Below are 19,104 nucleotides of genomic sequence, written 5' to 3'. Positions count from 1 at the left end.
CGCGAACCTTCCTGCACAGGGAGGAGAGGCTCTAGGGGCGTCATATTTCCACCAATGCGCCAGCCGGGTGCCGGGATTTGACTCGATCCATTGAGCGAGGATGCGTGTCCGGTACTCTTCGTTCAACGCCTTGAGCGAAGCAAGCATCTGCGACCGGGCATCGCGCTCTGCCGGGGGATTACCGCCCTCCGACGAACAGCACCGTCTCAATTCGTGCCCGCCCCACCCACCGTCCCCAGCAAACTGCGCACCGCCGCATCGAGTTCGCTGTCCTTGCCCTGGAACGATTCGCCCAGCGGTCGGCTGACCGGGATGTCCACCGGGCGAGGGTGGCCTTCCATCGGTTGGCCGTGGTTGTCGGTGATGGTGATGAAGGGCAGGCGTACGGTGCCGCCGTCGATCAGCTTGCCGGCCGAGGTGTAGATGATCCAGCCGGCGGTGGGTTCGCCCACGATCTTGCCCAGGTCCAGCGCGCGGTAGCCTTCGGAGAAGTCTTCGCCGTCGGAGAGGGTGACGCGATTGGTGATCAGCACGGTGGGGCGTTCCAGTGCGCGCTGGCCGAGGATGCTGCGCGCCGGCTCGGCCTGGTCGAAGCCGCGGAAGGTCATGTTGAGGTAGGGGCGGCGCGCGAGCACGTCCAGCGCGTAGGCGTTGACGAAGCCGCCGAAGTTGTTGCGGATGTCGATGACCACGCCGTCGCGGGTGGCGTTCTGCGCGTCGAGGTCCTTGTAGAAATCCTGCAGCGAGGCATACGACATGTCGCGCAGGTGCACGTAGCCCAGGCGCCCGCCGCTGGCCTTGGCCACGTAGGCGCGGTTGTCCGCCGTCCACGCGCGGTAGACCAGTTCGGAGAGATCCCCGGAGTCGATCGGCTTGACCGCGACCTCGCGGGCACGCGTGCCGGCGGCGTTGGCGGCGATGCGCAGGTCGACCTTGTCGTCGATGCGGTGGGCGAGGCGTTGGGCCAGGTTGCTGCCGGCATCCAGCGGCTCGCCGTCGATCGCCAGCAGGTAGTCGCCGGCTTCGATGCCGCCGGCGACGGCGGCGGGCGACAACGGCAGCACGCTGGCGATGCGCAGGCGGCCGTGTTGCTCGTACTCGGCTCGGTCGAACATCAGGCCGAGCCGGCCGGTGATCGACTCGCGCTTCTGCGGCGCGCGGGCTCCGGAGTGCGAGGCGTCGAGTTCGCCGACCATCAGGTTCAGCAGGCGGTACAGCGCGGCGGGTGTGGCCGCGTTGGCGACCAGCGGCGCGTAGGTGGTGTGCACCGCGTTCCAGTCCACGCCGTGCATGGCCGGGTCGTGGAAGGTGTCGCGCAACCAGCTCCAGGCCTGCTCGAACACCACCCGCTTCTCGCTGTCGAAATCCACTTCCATCGCGGCATCGACGGCCAGCGCCGCGGGCTTGGCGTCATCCTTGTCGCCCAGCGCCAGCGACTGGATCTTGCCGGCGTCGAGGTAGAACACCTGCTTGCCGTCGGCGCTGAACTGCGCGTCCTGCTTGTCGCCCGGCGTGTGGGTGAGCTGGCGCGCGACCGGCGGCTCCTTGGCCAGCGGGTCGAGCGACCAGCTGTAGAGGTTCGTCGTGCCGGCGACCTCGGCGGTGAGCAGCAGGGTCTTGCCATCCGGACTGATCTGCGCGGCGCCGACGTTGAGGCCCACCGGCAGCAGGCTCAGCCGCTCGCGGATGCCGTCGGCGTCGATGCGCACGGGCTTCACCGGCGGCTTGTCGTCGGCGCGGTCGCCATCCTTGCCCTTGCCCTTGCCCTTGCGCTTGTCGTCGTCGGCCTTGGCCTTGAACAGGTCCTGGAAGCGGTCCTCGCGGAACACCGGCGTGCGCGGCAGCAGGTCGACCTGCGCGACCTGGCCCTCCTCGGTGCGCTGGCCGGTGGTGAACAGCACGCTGCGGCCGTCGGCGCTCCACGACACGTTGTCCGCGTCGGTGTTGGCCAGTGAACTCAGCATCACCTGCCTGCCGTCGGCCAGCGCCACCGCGTGCACGTTGCGGAACATGCGCGGGCCGTAGTCGAGGTAGGCGAGCCAGCGCCCGTCCGGCGACCACGCGAACGGCGCGGCGGAGTCGAGTGGGCGCGGCAGGTCGATGCGTGCCTTCACCACGCTGCGCAACTTGCCGCTGGCGATGTCGAGCACGCACAGCTCGCGGTCGTTGCGCAGGAAGGCCAGCTGCTTGCCGTCGGGCGAGAAGCGCGGCGCGGTGTCGCTGCCGGCGGCGTGCGTCAGTGCGGTTTCCTTGCCGCTGGCGAAGTCGTACAGGTAAAGCTGGCCGTGGCCGTCGCGGCTGGAGGCGTAGACCAGGCGGCGGCTGTCCGGCGCCCAGGCCAGGTCATATTCTTCCGCCGCGGTGCGGGTGAGGCGACGCGCGTGGCCGCCCTTGGCCGCGTCGGTGGCGAACACCTCACCGTGCGCGATCAACGCCAGCTTCTTGCCGTCCGGCGACAATGCGATCTGGCTGTAGCCGTGGCTGAGGTTCTCGTGTTCCGGTTGCGGGCCGCGGATCGCGCCGGCCAGGGTGATCGTCAGCGGCGCGGCGTGGCCGCTGGCCAGGTCCAGCGTCCAGATGCCGAAGTCGCGCTCGAACGCCAGCAGCTTGCCGTTCGCCGCCAGGCTCGGCCACAGCACGCGGCCGTCGGTGAAGGTGGTCAATGCCGACTCGCTGCCGCTGCCCAGCGGCACCCGCCAGATGTTTTCCGCGCCGCTGCGGTCGCTCATGTAATAGAGCGTGCCGCCGTCTGCGGCCCACATCGGCCATTCGGCGCGCGCGTCGTCCGCAGTCAGCCGGCGATACGTGTGGCTGCCGTCGTCGCGCAGCAGCCATACCGCGCCTTCGTCGATGTGGCTGCGGCCGTGGCGCCACCATTGCCAGTCGCCCATGCCGCCGCCGACCACGGCCAGCGACATGCCGTCGGGCGAGGGCGCGGCCATCGACTCGTTGCGGTAGCGTTCCAGCGACACCGGCATCGGCGTGCCGCCACTGGCACGCAACCGATAGACGCCGGCCATGCCGCCGACGTTGTCGCGCGTGGAGCTGAAGTAGACCCACTGGCCGTCGCGCGACCACGCATCGAGCTGGTTGCCGCCGTCGGTCCAGGTCAGCCGGCGCACCACGCCGCTGGCGAGGTCGAGCAGGTAGATGCCGCTGGCTTCGCCGCCGCCGTCGGACTGGAACGCGAGCTGCTGGCCGTCCGGCGAATACAGCGGCCGGCTGTCGTTGCCGTTGTCGTCGGCCACCAGCAGATGCGCCTGACCGCCTTGGCTGGCGACGCTCCAGATGCCGCCGTTGGCGACAAAGGCGATCCGGCTGCCGTCGGGCGAGACCGACGGCTGCGACAGCGCCACCTTCATCGCTGCCGCATGCAGCGGCAAGGCAAACAGGCCCAACAGCATCCACAACATGGCACGCAGGCGCATACGGATTCCCCAGGCAGAAGGCCGGTGCCCAGTGTAGGGGCGGCCGTCGGCCCGGCGCCTGCACCATTGGTCATGGTGAGGTGGCGTTGTCGCCTCACCGGGAGAAGCCCGAGCAAGCTTCTGCCCGTCATTCCGGCGAAAGCACACTGCCGTCCGGAACAGTTTCGTGTCGTGACGCAAAAAAGCGCCATGGCGCAAGGTGAGGTGCTCTACAGTCGAGCGCCACTTACTCAGTGCCGTGATTCCCGCTTTCGCGGGAATGACGACAGGGTGAGTTCAAACTCTGAGTCGAGCTGCAGGCGACGACCACGCTGCGGCTGTGCGGCAATACTTCCAGTGTCCGCCAGCGAAACCATTCCGGACGGCAGTGTGCTTTCGCGAAAAATGGCGAGTAAAGGCTTGTCCAGGCCTCCCTATCGCCCCATCGCCTGCGCCGGCTGCATCTGCGCCTGTTGCATCTGCAGCATGGTCAGCTGGTCGAGCTGCCGGAACATCGCCTCCGGTGGCTGTTGCATGGCCGCGGCGTGGGTGGTCGTGGTGCAGGGCAGGAACGATGAGGAGTCGCGGGTCAGCACGCCGCTGTCCGGCCCGATGCGGCCGGTCTGCGGACCGGGCAACAGCTGCACCTGGTCCGGCTGGCGAGCGTGTACCGGCCGATCGAGCATGACGGCCGCGGTGGCGCGATCGAGCTGATCGGCGCTGCGCGCGATGCCGTACTGGGCATAGGCCGCACCGACGTGTTCGCGCATGTTGACGAATGCGGCATGGCGCGGGTGGTCCGGGCGGCGCAGGTCGCAAGGTTCGAGCGACGACGGATCGCGCGACGGCGTCTCGGCCACTCGCACTGGGGACTGGTACAGATGCGGCAGTTCGCGCCGCGACCAGTCGCGGCTGGCGTCGTCGACTGACCGGGCCACCGCGTCGAACACGCTGACCGGGGTGCGGCGCTCGACGGTAAGGTAGGTGTTCCCGGGCGCGCGCTCGTTGGTGACCAGATGCATCGCCATGGCCTTGCCTTCGCCGTGCAGCTCGACCCGCGCCGCCGGGCCCAGGCGGTCGGCGCTGTGCCGGTCCAGCAGCGCAGCTGCCGCCCGCTCGCTGTGCTCGCCGTGCGCCATCCGCAGTCGCTCTTCCATCGCGTGCACATGCTGCAGCAGGGTGCCGTAGCTCGCGTGCAGAGGGTGGCCGGGATGGCGGAAGTCGTGCAGGTGCGGCGGGATGGGTGGAACGGCGGCGTGCGCCGGCGTTTGTTGCGTGGCGTGGGTTGCCGCGTGCATGGCGAACGTCGTGGAGATCAGCTGCGCGGTGGCATCGAGCTCCGTGCGCAGGTTGCCCTCGGCCGCGTTCCGACCCCACAGCCGGCCCGGCGTGCTCCAGTGGCCCCGCGCGTCGCGGGTGTAAGCATGGCCGTCGGAGGCGTCCAACGTGTTCGTGGGCGCATGCAGTGCGTCGGTTACCGCATCGGGCAGGGGGCCGAGCTGTTGCCAGCCGCGTTGCGCGTAGATCGCCTGATAGCGCGCGGCGATGCCGCGGCGGGAGTGCGCCAGATTGTCGGCGAGGGTGGCATGCGCGGCGGCATCCAGGGCGGCGGTGCGTGACGGCGTGGCGGTTTCCACGTGCGTGCTCTTGAGGCCGTGCTCCAGTACGGCGTCGGTGACCGTGCGCGACCACGCTCCCGAGGCGGCATCGCGCTGCCATGGTGCGGGAAGCCGGCTGGATGTGTCCTGCGCACTGGCCGGCTGGGTGTATGGATCGCGCGGTGGGGCCGGGTGGGCCAGGGCCAGTTCCACCGCGGTGTTGTTGGCTTGAAACGTGAGTTGCGCAGCCAGTGTGGGATCGGCCCGGACACTGCGCCAGCCCGGCGTGGGCATGACGCCGTAGCCGACCACCGGATGGTTGGCCGCATAACCGATCTCGCCGTTGGGCACCTCCCGCGTCCAGCCATGTTCCGGGTGTTGCGGGTCGTGGTGCCAGCGATGGCCTTGCGCATCGGCCTGGTTGTGGACTTTGTGCTGGTCGTGCCAGTTGGCCAGCTTGTCGCCGGCAACCGCCCCGCCGATGCCGCCCACGCCGGCGACGATCAGATCCAGCGGGCCGGACTCGATCCCCGCCGCGCCCAGGACTTGCGCCCCCAGCAGTGCGCCGCCGAGCATGCCCAGGTTGCGCGAGCCGAAATGCTCGACCGCCGAGGCGGCGCCCGTCGGGTTGTCCTGCTGCAGCAGGGTGGCCGTGTGGCGCGCGGTGGTCGTGGCGTCCCAGACGACGGCGGCGGCGCTGGCGAAGCCCAATCCCTTGACGACGTTCGGGTGGACCCGGGTGGTGTAGTCCACATGGGTGATACGGGAGAGGTTGCCCTGGACGCCCTCGACCACCCTGGAGGCATCGCGCTCGATCAACAGGCGCCGGGCCGTGTCCGGTGCCACCTTCGGGTGGTCGGTGATCGCTTCGGGCAACGTCTCGTGCCACAGCCGCTGATCCTGCCAACTGCGTTTGAGGCTGCGGGTGATCGCCGGATCGTGCAGACGCGCTTCGCGCGCCTCGATCAACGCCTGTCCCGGCGAGCGGGCATCGGTGCGGCTGTCGTAAAGTTCGCGGCCTTCACGATCGAAGAGGCGGATGGGCGCGGTCGTCTCCGCGTGGATCGTGTCCAGGCTCGCCGGCACCTTGTCGTAGATCGCGTCGCGCGCACCTTCGGGGACGTGGCGGCCGTAACCGTCGATATTGAGCTGGTCCAGAAACCGTTTGTCGACGCCCAGTTCGCTCTCCAGCTTGGGCGATGCCACCACCCGCACCTCGACGTCGTAGCCTTGGGCCTGCAGGTCGCGGATCAGCTCGGCCGACCATAACCCGTTGCTCAGCGTAGTATCGAAGATGAAGTGCCTGCGCCCTGCCACTGCCGCCTCGCGCAACTCGTCGGCCCACTGGCCGGCGTCGGCTTGCGTGTGACTTGACCAGGTGTAGGGATGGGCGGAGCGGAACTCCTGGATGCGGGGGTGGTAGTCGCGCAGTTCGTCGGGATCGATGTTGATCACATCACCCAACAATTCATTTCTGGCAGTCCGAGCCAAACCGCCTTTGCCGGCACCGGGTTGCCCGCCCAAGATGACGGCTTTGGGGTGATCGTGGGACATCTTCTCCAGCAGCTTGCTCTTTGGAACCACGCGCTCCTCGAAAACACGCGCATGCGTTCCCGGATCGAGGCGATCTTCGGACGAGGTCACTGGAACGCCCCCTTGTTTGCCTCAAAGTACGCATACAACTCGTTGAGGTCGCACAAACCGTCATTGCTCGACCGGGCGCTCAGCATCAGGCTTTCCTTGGCTTCCGCCCTCGCAATTGCCTCTGCATCGCCACTGGCTTCAGCGGCGTGCAGTTCGGTGCCGGCTTCGTCGATGAAGGTTCCCAGTCTGCTTTCGAGCACCCAAATCGCACGATCAAACGGCCCAACGCCCGCTGAGGACGTTTCGACTACATAGTTCAGCACCTCCTGCAGTCGATCGATGTGCCCCGGATAGTCCTTGAGCATTTCCCGCAGACGCTGCGGAACCGGGGGCGGGGGCAGTTTCGGCATCGTGATGTCCTTGTCGGTCGTGTCGATCGGAAGCGCCACGCATCGCCGGCATCCTGCGCCAGGCCTTGGGCGGTTCGTCGAGCCTACCGCGAATTCTGGGACGGGTCTGTCAGGTGTTTCGGCTTTTCATCGCAGGCGGCACAGCCTGGGGATGCAGGCAACATTTCCTGCGGGAGCCACCATGAACACCTGCGCCTTCGCGACGCTTCACGGCTTGCCGATGCGGAAATCCTGGCTGGCGGCAGGCTTGCCGTCGACGGTGATGTCCACGGTGTACTTGCCTTCCGGCCACAGGTCCGGGTTGTGCACCTGGAAGGTGGTGATCGCCGGGCCATCGGTGGCGATCGACTGGCTGATCTTGCTGACCAGCTGGCCGCCGCCTTCGAGGTAACGCCAGGTGGCGTCGATGGTGGCGTCGCGGCTGCTGCCCACGGTGGCCACGCTGGCGTAGAGCGTGTGATCGTCGGCGTCGAAGCGTTCGGCCGCGTGGGTGACCTGGTGGCCCTTGTCGACGGCGTCGCCCACGGTCAGCTTGGCAAAGGCCAGCGGCGCCGGTGCAGCGGCCGCGGCCGTCGTGGTCGCCGGCGCGATGGCGCTGCTGGCGGCCGGCGCCGCGGCAGCGGTGTGCGCGGGGGCCGGCGTCGGCAGCACCGACGCCGCGGGCGCGGCGCTGCCAGCGGGGGTCGCGGCGGGGGTGGCCGGTTCATCGTGCTTGCCGCAGGCGGCGAGCAGCAGCAGGCTGGCCAGGCCGGCGCCTTGCAACAGGCCCATCAAGACAGTTGATCGTTTCATCGGAACTCCATGGACGGTTGGTCGGCATGACCCACCCGCCGAGGCTAGCGCCGCGCAAATGAAGCGCCGATTAGCGGCCGCGCGCGCCTGCCGAACTTTTCACGCGGTGGTGACAGTGCGTTGCCGCGACTACTGGCGCACCGTGCGCGGGTTGTCCGGTGTGGCCGGCGTGCTGCTGCGGAACGGATTGATGTCCAGCCCGCCGCGGCGCGTGTAGCGCGCGTGCACGCGCAGCTGCAGCGGCGCGCAGCGGCGGGTGAGGTCGACGAAGATGCGCTCCACGCATTGCTCGTGGAATTCGTTGTGGGTGCGGAACGAGACCAGGTACCGCAGCAAGCCGGCGTGATCGATCGGCGCGCCGCGGTAGGCGATCTGCACGCTGCCCCAGTCGGGCTGGCCGGTCACCGGGCAGTTCGAGCGCAGCAGGTGCGAGACCAGCGTTTCCTCCACCGCGGTCGCCGCGGCATCCGCGCGCAGGTACTCGGGCCGCGGCGGGCCGTAATGGTCGATCGCGAGGTCCTGCGCGTCGAGCAGCTCGCCGTCCAGCTCGACCACCGGCAAGGCCGCGGCGCGCAGCGGCGACAGCTCCACGCCGACCACGGCGCCGGCGGCGCCGGAGAGGTCGTGGCGCAGGGTTTCGGCGAGCGTGTCGATATCGGCGATGGATTCCTGCGCGAAACCGTTCAAGTACAGCTTGAACGATTTCGACTCGATGATGTACGGCGACGCCGCCGGCACGCGGAACTCGGCCAGCGCCACCTGCGGCTTGCCGCGCGGGTCGAGCCACGACAACTCGTAGGCATTCCAGATGTCCACGCCGTGGAACGGCAGCGTCTCCGCCACGCCGATCTGCGCGCGATTGTCCGCGCGCGGGATCGGAAACAGCAGGCTGGCGTCGTAGCGGTCGGCGTAGACGGTGTCCTTGCCGAGCGGGGAATGTTCGGGGGTGCTCATTCGCCCAAGTTTACCCCGCCGCTCTCGCAGGAACCCGCTCGCGGGCGAGGCTCTCGCTTTTGCGAATCCCGGCATCAGGAGCATCGCCCGCGAGCGGGCTCCTGCGGGTCTTTCGAGTTCCGTCCTTACGCGTTGACCATCCGCATTCCGCTGCTGACGTAGCGCTCGCCGCTGGCCGCGTCGGGCGGAAACACCGCGTCGATCGCCTTCAGCTCGGCGGCGCTGAGCTGCACGTCCAGCGCGCCGAGGTTTTCGTCCAGCCGGCCGCGCTTGCGGGTGCCGGGGATGGCCAGCACGTCCTCGCCCTGCGCCAGCACCCAGGCCAGCGCCAGCTGCGCAGGCGAGCAGCCCTTGTCGGCGGCGATGGCTTTCACCTGCTCGACCAACTGCAGGTTGCGCGCAAAGTTGTCGCCAACGAAACGCGGGCTGTGGCGCCGGTAATCGTCGGCCTCGAAATCGTCCCGCGAACGGATCGCGCCGGTGAGAAAGCCGCGCCCCAGCGGCGAGTAGGCGACCAGGCTCACGCCGAGCTTGCGGCACGCGGCGAGCATGCCGTTGGTCTGCGGGTCGCGCGTCCACAGCGAGAACTCACTCTGCAGCGCAGCGATCGGATGCACCTTGCAGGCGCGCTCCAGCGTGGCGCCGGAGGCTTCGCTCAGTCCCAGGTAGCGCACCTTGCCGGCGGCCACCAGCTCGGCCATCGCGCCGACGGTTTCCTCGATCGGCACCTGCGGGTCGACGCGGTGCTGGTAGTACAGGTCGATGGTGTCGATGCCGAGCCGCTTCAGGCTCGCGTCGCAGGCGGCGTGCACGTATTCCGGGCGACCGTTGACGCCCCGTGCCTGCGCGTCGTTCGGGTCCAGCATGATGCCGAACTTGGTCGCCACGAAGGCCTGCTCGCGGCGCCCCTTGAGGGCCTTGCCGACCAGCAGCTCGTTGGTGTGCGGACCGTACATGTCGGCGGTGTCGAGCAGGTTGAGGCCGCGCTCCAGTGCGTGGTGGATGGTCGCGATCGATTCGGCGTCGTCGTGCGCGCCGTAGAACGCGCTCATGCCCATGCAGCCGAGGCCGAGGGCGGAGACGCGGGGGGCAGCGGAACGGTTGCCGAGGGTGCGGGTCTGCATGCGGATGGCTCCGGTGGGTGAGGGTGGACGCATGGTGCGCCGTGACGGGGATTCGATAAATACTCAATAATGGCCATCATCATTCCACGAGTAACAACAATGGCGATGGACCGGCTGCAGGCCATGCGGCTGTACACGCGGATCGTCGAACTGGGCAGCTTTACCGCGGCGGCGGGGGACCTGGACCTGCCGCGCGCCACCGTCACCCACGCGATCAAGCGCCTGGAGGCGCGGCTGGGTGCGCAGCTGCTGCTGCGGACCACCCGCCGCGTGCAGGCGACCCGCGACGGCGAAACCTACTACCGCCATTGCGTGCGGTTGCTTGCCGACGTCGACGAGGTGGAGTCCGATTTCCGCGAGGCGCGGGTGCAGCCGAAGGGACGCCTGCGCGTGGACCTGCCCGCCTCGCTGGCAAGCCTGCTGGTGATTCCCGCGTTGCGCGATTTCTTTGCCCGCTATCCGCAGATCCACCTGGACATCGGCACCGGCGACCGCTTCGTCGACGTGGTGCGCGAAGGCGTGGACTGCGTGCTGCGCATCGGCGAACTGGCCGATTCGGACATGGTCGGCCGCCGCGTCGGCCGTTTCGAGCTGGCCACCGTGGCCAGCAGCGCCTATCTGCGCCGGCATCGCGCGCCCGACTCGCTCGCCGCGCTGCAGGACGGCCATGTGGCGGTGAACTGGATCTCGCCCACCACCCGCCGCGTCGAGCCGCTGGAGTTCATGGTCGGGCGCAAGCGCCGCGAGGTCGCGCTGCCCGGCTGCGTCAGCGTCAGCAGCGCCGAAGCCTATTACCGCTGTTGCGAGGCCGGCCTGGGCATCGCGCAGATCCCGCGCTACCGCGTCGCTGCCGAACTCAAGCGCGGCCAGCTGCGCGAGCTGCTGCCGGCGTTCCCGCCACCCTCGCTGCCGATGACCGTGCTCTATCCGCCACAACGCCAGATGCCGGCGCGTCTGCGCGTGTTCGTCGACTGGCTGGTGGAGCTGACGGCGGCGCTGCGTTGATGCTGCGGCGGACAGGCTCCTCGTTGCCGACAAATGGCGCGATCCGGCCAACCCTGGAAAAACAACAGCCCCTCACCTGGGGCTCGGGGCTGCTGGCTGGTCAACGACCGGATGCGGGACGATCAGGAATGGCTTTTGATCGCCTTGCAGGTGGGGGCCGAGATGGTCGGCGCGGCGCCCATGATGCCCGGCGTCATGCGTGCCGAACAGTCGAACGTCCGTCCCGATTTCGTCGCTGCCGTATAGGTGTAATCCTGACCGCCCAGTGCGTCCGGCTTTCCGGCGTTGACGTCAGTGATCGTCAGCTCCTCTGAAGAGGCCAGGCCGAGCATGTGTGCGGTTTCGGTTTGCAAGGGCACCATCGCATCGGTCGTCGACATGGTGGCGCAACCGGACAGCGCCAGGGCGAACAGACAGCTGGCGGTCAATGCATTGCGTGCTTTCATCAATAGTCCCTATTTTGATGTCATTCCAACGTAGGTGAATGCACGGCACTCGAGGCGGATGAAACGCCTCATGCGGGTTGTTTCACAGGCAACAACCGCGCGCCAAGTCGAGCTTGCAGGGCGTGCCGGCCGGGCAATCTTGCCTTCCTGATACCGGTGCAGTCCAGAGTCGGAGTGGGTTGTTCGCATGTCGAACAGGTGCGTCTTTGCATCATGGCGATCCGCAACAAGCGTGTTCGCCATTCCGTGTCGTCCACCGGCCAGTTCCGCGGTAGGCGAAACCCTGCGGCGGCGCATCGTGCCGAAGGGGCGGGTGACGTGGACCTTTGGCACAGAGTGGGCAAGGCGATATCGCGCTAGCATCGGCAGGACGTGTGTCGACGCAGCCACCGGCGGTTGCGCATCCGGGTTCGGGGAGATCAACAGATGTATTCAAGGTTCGGCAAGTTGCGCCTTTGTGGCGCGGTGTTTCTGGGGCTGTTGTCCGGCGTCGCCGCCGCGCATGGGCGGGTGCTCGACGCGAATGACTACGCGCAGGCCGAGCGTTTCATGAGCTACAACACCACGCCGCTGGTCGACCACGCGGTGACGGCCGTGCATTGGCTAGACGATGGCCATTTCTGGTACGTCGACCATGACCAGCGCGGCGATCACTTCATCCGCATGGATGCGGCCAGCGGCAAGGCCATGCCGTTGTTCGACCAGGCGAAGCTGGCCGCGGCGCTGGGCAAGGCCGGCGGCAAGCCGGTCGACGCGATGAAGCTGCCGGTGACCGCTTACGAGGCGAAGCCCGACGGCCGCATCGACGTCACCGTGCGCAGCACGCACTACGTGTGCGACCTCGTCGCCGCCGAGGCCAGCTGCGTCGATCGCGCCACGCTGGTGAAGACCGGCAAGGAACCCGGCGCGCTGTCGCCGGACGGCAAGAGCGAGGCCTTCATCCGCGACTGGAACCTGTGGCTGCGCGACGTCGCGACCGGCAAGGAAACCCGGCTCACCACCGACGGCGTCGAGAACTTCGGCTACGCCACCGACAACGCCGGCTGGAAACAAACGGACAAGGCGATCGTGGAGTGGTCGCCCGACTCGAAGCAGATCGCCACCTTCCAGCAGGACCAGCGCAAGACCGGCGAGATGTACCTGATCGGCACCACGGTCGGCCATCCGAAGTTGAAGAAATGGAAGTACCCGCTGGTGGGCGACAAGGACGTGACGATGATCGAGCGCGTCATCATCGACGTGGCGACGAAGAAGGTCACGCGCCTGCAGATGCCGCCGGACCAGCACCGTTCCACCCTGTGCGACGACGTCAGCTGCGGTCCGGACGGCGGCTGGGACGACGTGAAGTGGGCGCCCGACGGCAAGACCCTCGCCTTCGTCTCCACCTCGCGTTACCACAAGCACGCCTGGTTCCGCATCGCCGATGCGACCACCGGCAAGGTGCGCACGGTGTTCGAGGAAACCTCGCCGACGTATTACGAAAGCGGCAACGGTGCGGTCAACTGGCGCTACCTGCCGGCCACGCATGAGGCGATCTGGTTCAGCGAGCGCAACGACTGGGGCAACCTGTACCTCTACGACCTCGACACCGGCAAGCTCAAGCACGCGATCACCACCGGCACGGGCAACGTCACCGAGGTGCTCAAGGTCGATGCGAAGACGCGCACCGTGTGGTTTCGCGGCGTGGGCCGCACGCCGGGTGTGAACCCCTACTACCAGCAGTTCTTCAAGGTCGGCCTGGATGGCGGCAAGCCGGTGCTGCTGACGCCGGAAGCGGCCAACCACGAGATCACCCTGTCGCCCGATGGCAAGACCTTCGTGGACGTCTATTCGACGCCGACCGCGCCGCCGGTCACCGTGCTGCGGGCTGCCGACGACGGCCGTACGCTTGCTACCGTGGCCCGCGCCGACATCACCCGATTGAAGGCGGCCGGCTGGGTGCCGCCGGTGCCGATCACGGTCAAGGCGCGGGACGGCAAGACCGAGTTGTACGGCATGATGTTCAAGCCGTCGCACTTCGATGCCTCGAAGAAGTACCCGATCATCGACTACATCTACCCGGGCCCGCAGACCGGCTCGGTGCGCGGGCGCAGCTTCTCTTCCGCGCGCGCCGACCACCAGGCGATGGCCGAGCTGGGCTTCATCGTGGTGGCGATCGACGGCATGGGCACGCCGTGGCGCTCCAAGTCGTTCCACGACACCTGGTATGGCGACATGGGCGACAACACGCTGCCCGACCAGGTCGCCGGCCTGAAGGAACTGGGCAAGCGCTACCCGTGGATCGACCTCGACCGCGTCGGCATCTGGGGCCACTCCGGCGGCGGCAACGCCTCCACCGGCGCGATGCTGCGCTACCCGGATTTCTTCAAGGTCGCGTGGTCCGAAAGCGGCAACCATGACAATCGCCACTACGAGGACGACTGGGCCGAGAAGTACCAGGGCGAGCTGGTCAAGAACAAGGATGGCAAGAGCAACTACGACGACCAGGCCAACCCCAACCAGGCGGCGCGACTCAAGGGCCGGCTGATGCTGGTGCACGGCACGATGGACGACAACGTGCCGCCCGGCAACACCCTGCTGATGGTCGACGCGCTGATCAAGGCGAACAAGGACTTCGACCTGCTGATGATCCCCAACGCCCACCACGCCTACGGCGACGCCACCCCCTACGTCACCCGCCGCCGCTGGGACTACTTCGTGCACTACCTCGCCGGCGACACGCCGCCGAAGGAGTACGAGCTGAAGGCGTGGCCGTGGAAGTGAGCGCGACCGTTTGATCGAGGGCAACGCAAAGGCCGGGTGCAAACCCGGCCTTTGCTGTTACGGGAGCTCTCAGGCGTCGATGCGAGAGGCTTTGCCGGATGCGGCGCGCTCAATCCCGCGCGGTCTTCTGCGCCAGGCCCTTCGCCACCGCCTCGTCCAGCAGTTGTGCCATCTGCTGCTCCGCCTTGGCGGAGGCGGCTTGCTGGCGTTCGCCGAGGATGGCCTGTTGCTTGCCGAGGACCTCTTGTTGCCGGCCAAGCTCGGCCTGTCGGGCGGCCAGGGCCGCCTGTCGATCGGCGACGTCGGGTTGCTGCTTGTCGAGCTGCGCGCGGGCGGCGTCGAGTTCGCGCTCCCGGGCGTCCAGCGCGGCGGAGGATGCGGCGGAATCGCTGCGGCCGACGAGGGCGGCGCGGCGGGCGGCCAGTTCGGCGGCCCTGCCGGCCAGTTCGGCCTGGCGCGCGGCGAATTGCCCCTGATCGGCGGCGATGCGGCCCTGCTGTTCGCCCAGTCGGCCCTGTTTCTCGCCCAGCGCGCCTTGCTGCTCGCCCAGCTTGCCCTGCTGTTCGGCCAGGGCGGAAAGCGGTGCGTAGATCGCCTTGGCCCGTTCGAGGGTGGCGCGGTCGCGGATCGTCCAGGCCGTGTCGCCGCGGCGGAACCACAGCAGGGGCTCGCCGCGCTGATGCAGCCGGCGCACGGCGGCGAGATCGGCGTCGGTGCCGTTGACGGTGGTCGAGTTGCCGTCCAGCAGGGCGAAGGCGTAGCCGGTGTCGTCGTGGGTGCTGATCATCATGTGGCTGCCCATGCCGGTGATCGGTGCGGGAGGAGCCGGCGGTGCTGGCGGTGCCGGCGGTGCCGGTGGAGCGGCCGGCGCGACCATGGCGGGCAACGCGGGCGCGGTGGCCGGTGGCGGTGCGGGCGGCGCGGGCGGTGGCGGCGCCATCCATGCGGTGGAAGCACTGCGCGCAGGCGGCGCCGGTTGATCGGACGCCGCGGCGGTGACGCGATACGGCAGCACGCCGGCGATCGCGATCACGGCAACCAGCAGCCAGCCCTGCACGCGCTGGCGGGGAAGCATCGGGGTGTGTTGCAACATGGTCAGTCGCCTCTTGAGGTTGCCGAACGAAGGGGACGCGCCGGCCAGGCCGGCACGCAGGGGATGCGCCACGCCCAGCTGCAGCAGCAACCGGCCATAACGCTGCGGTTCGATGTCCGGCTGCGCCAGCACCTGCGCGTCGCACGCCGCCTCGCGCGCCAGTGCGTACTCGCGCATCGCCCACGCCACCAGCGGGTGGAAGAAGAACAACCGCTGCGCCATGGCCGGAATCCAGCCCAGCCACAGGTCGCCGCGCCGCACGTGAGCCAGCTCGTGGATCAGCGCCAGCGATGCATCGCCTTCGCTCAACGCGTGTCCGGTCGGCAGCAGGATGGTGGGGCGACGCCAGCCGAGTACCTGCGGCGAAGCGATCGCGGCGGAGGCGCGCAAGGCCGGCGCGCGGCGCAGGCCCAGCGCGTGTGCCTGCGTCGCGCATTGTGCTTGCAGCGACGCATTGGCCACCGGCGTGGATTCGCGCAGCAGCCGGCGCGCCTGCCAGCCCTGACGGACGATGGCCGGCAGCTGCGCCAGCAAGCCCGCCAGCCACAGCAGGGCCAGCGCCAGCGGCGCGTGCGCCAACCAGCGGGGAGCGGCGGGCGACGCCGGTGTCGGCGCGCGGTTCTCGTGCGGTGCCGCCGCGACGCTCGCCGTGGCGTTGACCAGCAGGTTGGCTGGCGCAGGCGTCGACACCACCGCCGCGTCGAGCGTGCGTTCGACCGCCGGCGGCGACAGCAGCCGCAGCTGCAGCGGCGCATGCCAGACCATGCCGGCCAGCAACTGTGCGCCGACCAGCCACCACAAGGTGCAACGCATCGCCGCCGACAGCCGCGGCAGCAGATGCACCAGCAGGGCGAGCAGGCCGATCAGAATCACCGCCTGCAGCGAAGTCCAGCCCAGCCGGGCCAGCAGCGAGATGACGACGTGGTCGATGGACATGTCAGGACTCCCGCCGCCGGCTCTGCAACTGCGCCACCAGCGCCTCCAGCTCCGCCAGCTCGTCGTCGCTCACTTCGGCGCGCTCGGACATCCACGCCACGAACGGCGAGACCGAACCGCTCAGGGTCTTCTCGACGAAGCTGCCCACCGCGCTGCGCATCGCCTCGCCGGGGCCGGTGGCGATGCTGTAGCGGAACATGCCGCGCAGCTGCTTGCGCTTGAGATAGCCCTTGCCGCGCAGCCGCTCCATCATCGTCAGCACGGTGGAGCGGGCCAGCCCGCGCGGCTCGCCGAAGCTGGCGGCCACCTCGCCGACAGAAGCGGTGCCGCTCTCGTCGATGTGCTGCAGCAGCGCCAGTTCCTGGTCGCCGATGGAAGGTTTGCGCATGCCCGTTCCCGCTTGACTACAGTTGTAGGCAAGCTACGCCATGCTTACATCTGTAGTCAATAGCCCTTGCGGCCACCCTGCCGAAGGTCATGCAGCGGGTTACGGTGTCGCCACGCGGGTGGCCTGGGTGAAGATCACTTGCCAGCGGCCGTCGCGCTCGCGCCAGATGTCGGCAAAGCGCAATCGCGCCTTGAACGGCTTGCCCTCGCTGCTGCCCTCCAGCGTGGCCACGCCGCCGAGCACGGCGCCACCGGGCCAGTGGCGCACGACCTCGTGCTCGACCGTGAACGGTTTCAGCGAATAGCCGGGGGCGGTGTAGTCGCGGATGAAGTCCGCCTTGTTCTCGACCCGGGCGCGGCTGTTGAACAGCACGTAGTCGTCGGCGAGCAGGCGCTGCAGCGCCGCGCCATCGCCTTCGACCTGGGCGCGGTCGAACGCGGCCACCGCACGGGCCAGCGCGGGCGGCAACGAGGCGTGCGGCGCGGTTGCCGCGGCGGGTGCGATACCCAGCATAAACGCGAGCAGGGTGGCAGACAGTTTCATGGTGGCCTCCGTCGAAGGTCCGGCGAGCGGCCGGGCACGGCTCCGACGCTAGGACTCCGGCCGGTGTGCCGCTATCAAATTCTTGCCCGTGCGGGCCAGCGCCGACGGATGCAGGGTCGCGCGCGCGGCGCGTGGGGTCAGTCCGACATGTCGCCGGAAGGTGGCGCCGAAATGGCTCTGATGACTGAAGCCCAGCTCGCTGGCCAGTGCGGCGAGATTGTCCGCGCCGTGGGCGAGGCGGTCGAGTGCGAGCGCGATGCGCAAGCGCGTGCGGTAGACGACCAGGCTGCTGCCGCAGGCGCGGCGAAACAGGCGCGAAAGGTGGAACGGCGAGCAACCGGCATGGGTGGCGAGTTCGGCCAGTCCGACGTCTGCGGTCGGATCGGCCAGCAGCACTTCCTGCACCCGGCCGAGTCGACGCCGGGTGGCAGCGGACAGCGGCGCGATGCTCGCTGCAGCATCGTGCCGAAGCACCGCAGTGCACAGTGCGGCGGCGGCTTCCTCCACCCGCAGCCTGTCGCGCCCGTCGTGGGCGAGCGCCGCGTGGAGCGCACGATGCCGGTACTGATCGACGGCTTCGACCGGTCGCGCCGCGTCGGCCGACCCGCGCAGGCGCCGGCCGAACAGCGCCTCCTCGTGCGCGGGCGCCACCTCGAAACAGCTGCCGGCGTCGCCGCCCTCGAACGGGTGCGAGATGCGGTAACTGTCGCCGGCGCGGTAGAGCAGGGCGGTGGCGGGGTCGCCCACGTATTCCGCCCCGCGCACGTGATAGCCGAAGCCGCCACGCCGCAGCAGTACCAGGTGAGTGCGCTCGTCGCCGCGTTCGCCGCCGCAACCACCGCGCGGGTGGCTGCAGTCGATGTCGGTGATCCGCAGCAGCGGACTGTCGAACAGCACGGTGAGACGGGAGGCACCCATGGCTCGCTCGCTGGGGGCAGGGTGCGCCAGCGTCTCAGAACGCCATGTCGAACGCCACCTCGCCCTGCACGCCGACCTGGTAGGCCGAGACGCGACGCTCGAAGAAGTTGGCCAGCTCCTGCACGTCCTGCAGGTCCATGAAGTCGAACGGGTTCTTCGCGCCGTACTTCTTCGGCATGTCGAGCTGGGCAAAACGCTGGTCGGCGCAGTATTCGAGGTACTGGCGCATGTCCTTCACCGACATGCCGGCCACGCCGCCGGACAGCACGTCCTCGGCGAACTGCGTTTCGCAGGCGATCGCGTCCTCCATCATCTGCTCGACCTGCGCGCGCATGGCGTCGTCGAACAGCTCCGGCTCCTGCTCGCGCACGGTGCGCACCACCTCGAAGGCGAACGCCATGTGCCCGCTCTCGTCGCGGAACACCCAGTTGGTGCCGGCGGCCAGTCCGTGCAGCAGGCCGCGCGAGCGCAGGTAGTAGACGTAGGCGAACGCGGCGTAGAAGAACAACCCCTCGATGCAGGCGGCGAAGCAGATCAGGTTGAGCAGGAACTGGCGGCGATGCTCGCGCGTCTCCAGCCGGTGCAGACCCTGGATCGAGTCGATCCACTTGAAGCAGAACGCACCCTTCTGCCGGATCGACGGGATCGTCTCGATCGCCGCGAACGCGGCGTTGCGCTCGGCCGGGTCGGGAATGTAGGTGTCCAGCAGGGTGAGGTAGAACTGCACGTGCAGCGCCTCCTCGTACAACTGGCGCGACAGGTACATGCGCGCTTCCGGCGCGTTGATGTGCTGGTACAGGTTCAGCACCAGGTTGTTCGACACGATGGTGTCGCCGGTGGCGAAGAACGCCACCAGGCGCCGGATCAGGTGGCGGTCGGCCGGCGACATCTTCGTGTCGAGGTCGCGCGTATCCATCGAGAAATCCACCTCCTCGACGGTCCAGGTGTTCTTGATCGCGTCGCGGTACCTCTCGTAGAAGCCGGGGTAACGCATCGGGCGCAACGTAAGTTCAAAGCCCGGATCGAGGAGCGAAGGAGTGGGTGAAGAGGAGTGAGAATCGAGAGATGATGCGCTCATGACAGGGAGGTCCTATGCATTATCGAGAAGCGGTGGTGTGGAACCGGGCAATGGAAATGGCGCGG

At 68.5% G+C, this 19,104-nt stretch carries 14 protein-coding genes; 2 read left to right on the top strand and 12 right to left on the bottom strand.

What is annotated here, in order from left to right; genetic code table 11:
• Nucleotides 1-206: 206 nt before the first annotated feature.
• The 6 genes from ACVCMB_RS11110 to ACVCMB_RS11085 all read right to left on the bottom strand — a co-directional run bounded on the left by ACVCMB_RS11110 (nucleotide 207) and on the right by ACVCMB_RS11085 (nucleotide 9,869).
• The gene (locus ACVCMB_RS11110; protein ID WP_447106942.1) at nucleotides 207-3,428 is read right to left on the bottom strand and encodes a S41 family peptidase; all 3,222 of its coding nucleotides are present in this window, start codon (nucleotides 3,426-3,428) and stop codon (nucleotides 207-209) included.
• Between the two features lie 413 nt (nucleotides 3,429-3,841).
• Nucleotides 3,842-6,559, bottom strand: a complete 2,718-nt coding sequence (locus tag ACVCMB_RS11105; RefSeq protein ID WP_447107161.1) for a zeta toxin family protein — start codon at nucleotides 6,557-6,559, stop codon at nucleotides 3,842-3,844.
• An 86-nt stretch (nucleotides 6,560-6,645) separates the two neighbouring features.
• Complete coding sequence (locus ACVCMB_RS11100) at nucleotides 6,646-7,038, bottom strand: hypothetical protein (RefSeq protein ID WP_447101007.1); 393 nt, start codon at nucleotides 7,036-7,038, stop codon at nucleotides 6,646-6,648.
• Between the two features lie 168 nt (nucleotides 7,039-7,206).
• A complete protein-coding gene (locus tag ACVCMB_RS11095; RefSeq protein WP_447106941.1) occupies nucleotides 7,207-7,791 on the bottom strand; it encodes a hypothetical protein in 585 nt (194 codons plus the stop codon).
• A gap of 129 nt (nucleotides 7,792-7,920) precedes the next feature.
• A complete protein-coding gene (gene queF, locus ACVCMB_RS11090; RefSeq protein ID WP_447106940.1) occupies nucleotides 7,921-8,745 on the bottom strand; it encodes an NADPH-dependent 7-cyano-7-deazaguanine reductase QueF in 825 nt (274 codons plus the stop codon).
• A 125-nt stretch (nucleotides 8,746-8,870) separates the two neighbouring features.
• Nucleotides 8,871-9,869 carry an aldo/keto reductase gene (locus tag ACVCMB_RS11085; RefSeq protein WP_447106939.1) on the bottom strand — a complete coding sequence of 333 codons (999 nt, stop codon included), beginning with the start codon at nucleotides 9,867-9,869 and terminating at the stop codon, nucleotides 8,871-8,873.
• Between the two features lie 105 nt (nucleotides 9,870-9,974).
• Here ACVCMB_RS11085 and ACVCMB_RS11080 point away from each other — a divergent pair, with 105 nt between their 5' ends.
• Complete coding sequence (locus ACVCMB_RS11080) at nucleotides 9,975-10,874, top strand: LysR family transcriptional regulator (protein WP_447107160.1); 900 nt, start codon at nucleotides 9,975-9,977, stop codon at nucleotides 10,872-10,874.
• A 122-nt stretch (nucleotides 10,875-10,996) separates the two neighbouring features.
• Here the strand turns inward: ACVCMB_RS11080 and ACVCMB_RS11075 are convergent, their stop codons facing one another.
• A complete protein-coding gene (locus ACVCMB_RS11075; RefSeq protein WP_447106938.1) occupies nucleotides 10,997-11,320 on the bottom strand; it encodes a hypothetical protein in 324 nt (107 codons plus the stop codon).
• Nucleotides 11,321-11,746: 426 nt separating this feature from the next.
• Here ACVCMB_RS11075 and ACVCMB_RS11070 point away from each other — a divergent pair, with 426 nt between their 5' ends.
• Nucleotides 11,747-14,083: a DPP IV N-terminal domain-containing protein gene (locus ACVCMB_RS11070; protein ID WP_447106937.1), complete on the top strand. Its 2,337-nt coding sequence runs from the start codon at nucleotides 11,747-11,749 to the stop codon at nucleotides 14,081-14,083.
• Between the two features lie 109 nt (nucleotides 14,084-14,192).
• Here ACVCMB_RS11070 and ACVCMB_RS11065 read toward each other — a convergent pair whose 3' ends face one another.
• The 5 genes from ACVCMB_RS11065 to ACVCMB_RS11045 form a co-directional block, all read right to left on the bottom strand.
• Nucleotides 14,193-16,112: a M56 family metallopeptidase gene (locus ACVCMB_RS11065; protein WP_447106936.1), complete on the bottom strand. Its 1,920-nt coding sequence runs from the start codon at nucleotides 16,110-16,112 to the stop codon at nucleotides 14,193-14,195.
• 1 nt (nucleotide 16,113) lies between these two features.
• On the bottom strand, nucleotides 16,114-16,500 hold the full coding sequence (locus tag ACVCMB_RS11060) for a BlaI/MecI/CopY family transcriptional regulator (RefSeq protein ID WP_395120517.1): 387 nt from the start codon (nucleotides 16,498-16,500) through the stop codon (nucleotides 16,114-16,116).
• A gap of 99 nt (nucleotides 16,501-16,599) precedes the next feature.
• Entirely contained in the window at nucleotides 16,600-17,043 is a 444-nt protein-coding gene (locus tag ACVCMB_RS11055; RefSeq protein ID WP_395120516.1) for a nuclear transport factor 2 family protein, read from the bottom strand.
• A gap of 48 nt (nucleotides 17,044-17,091) precedes the next feature.
• Nucleotides 17,092-17,961 (bottom strand): helix-turn-helix transcriptional regulator, encoded by an 870-nt coding sequence (locus ACVCMB_RS11050; RefSeq protein ID WP_395120514.1) that lies wholly within the window; start codon nucleotides 17,959-17,961, stop codon nucleotides 17,092-17,094.
• A 34-nt stretch (nucleotides 17,962-17,995) separates the two neighbouring features.
• Nucleotides 17,996-19,039: a ribonucleotide-diphosphate reductase subunit beta gene (locus ACVCMB_RS11045; protein WP_447106935.1), complete on the bottom strand. Its 1,044-nt coding sequence runs from the start codon at nucleotides 19,037-19,039 to the stop codon at nucleotides 17,996-17,998.
• Nucleotides 19,040-19,104 lie beyond the last annotated feature (65 nt).

The sequence above is a fragment of the Rhodanobacter sp. UC4443_H10 genome, from assembly GCF_052978325.1.
Note: the sequence above shows the minus strand (reverse complement) of the source record. Positions and strands in the feature narration are given on the sequence as shown.

Excerpts from the sequence above, each read along its gene's own strand:
- ACVCMB_RS11110 (WP_447106942.1), bottom strand. The coding sequence starts at position 3,428 with ATGCGCCTGCGTGCCATGTTGTGGATGCTGTTGGGCCTGTTTGCCTTG.
- ACVCMB_RS11105 (WP_447107161.1), bottom strand. The coding sequence starts at position 6,559 with ATGTCCCACGATCACCCCAAAGCCGTCATCTTGGGCGGGCAACCCGGT.
- ACVCMB_RS11095 (WP_447106941.1), bottom strand. The coding sequence starts at position 7,791 with ATGAAACGATCAACTGTCTTGATGGGCCTGTTGCAAGGCGCCGGCCTG.
- queF (WP_447106940.1), bottom strand. The coding sequence starts at position 8,745 with ATGAGCACCCCCGAACATTCCCCGCTCGGCAAGGACACCGTCTACGCC.
- ACVCMB_RS11085 (WP_447106939.1), bottom strand. The coding sequence starts at position 9,869 with ATGCAGACCCGCACCCTCGGCAACCGTTCCGCTGCCCCCCGCGTCTCC.
- ACVCMB_RS11080 (WP_447107160.1), top strand. The coding sequence starts at position 9,975 with ATGGACCGGCTGCAGGCCATGCGGCTGTACACGCGGATCGTCGAACTG.
- ACVCMB_RS11075 (WP_447106938.1), bottom strand. The coding sequence starts at position 11,320 with ATGAAAGCACGCAATGCATTGACCGCCAGCTGTCTGTTCGCCCTGGCG.
- ACVCMB_RS11070 (WP_447106937.1), top strand. The coding sequence starts at position 11,747 with ATGTATTCAAGGTTCGGCAAGTTGCGCCTTTGTGGCGCGGTGTTTCTG.
- ACVCMB_RS11065 (WP_447106936.1), bottom strand. The coding sequence starts at position 16,112 with ATGTCCATCGACCACGTCGTCATCTCGCTGCTGGCCCGGCTGGGCTGG.
- ACVCMB_RS11060 (WP_395120517.1), bottom strand. The coding sequence starts at position 16,500 with ATGCGCAAACCTTCCATCGGCGACCAGGAACTGGCGCTGCTGCAGCAC.
- ACVCMB_RS11055 (WP_395120516.1), bottom strand. The coding sequence starts at position 17,043 with ATGAAACTGTCTGCCACCCTGCTCGCGTTTATGCTGGGTATCGCACCC.
- ACVCMB_RS11050 (WP_395120514.1), bottom strand. The coding sequence starts at position 17,961 with ATGGGTGCCTCCCGTCTCACCGTGCTGTTCGACAGTCCGCTGCTGCGG.
- ACVCMB_RS11045 (WP_447106935.1), bottom strand. The coding sequence starts at position 19,039 with ATGAGCGCATCATCTCTCGATTCTCACTCCTCTTCACCCACTCCTTCG.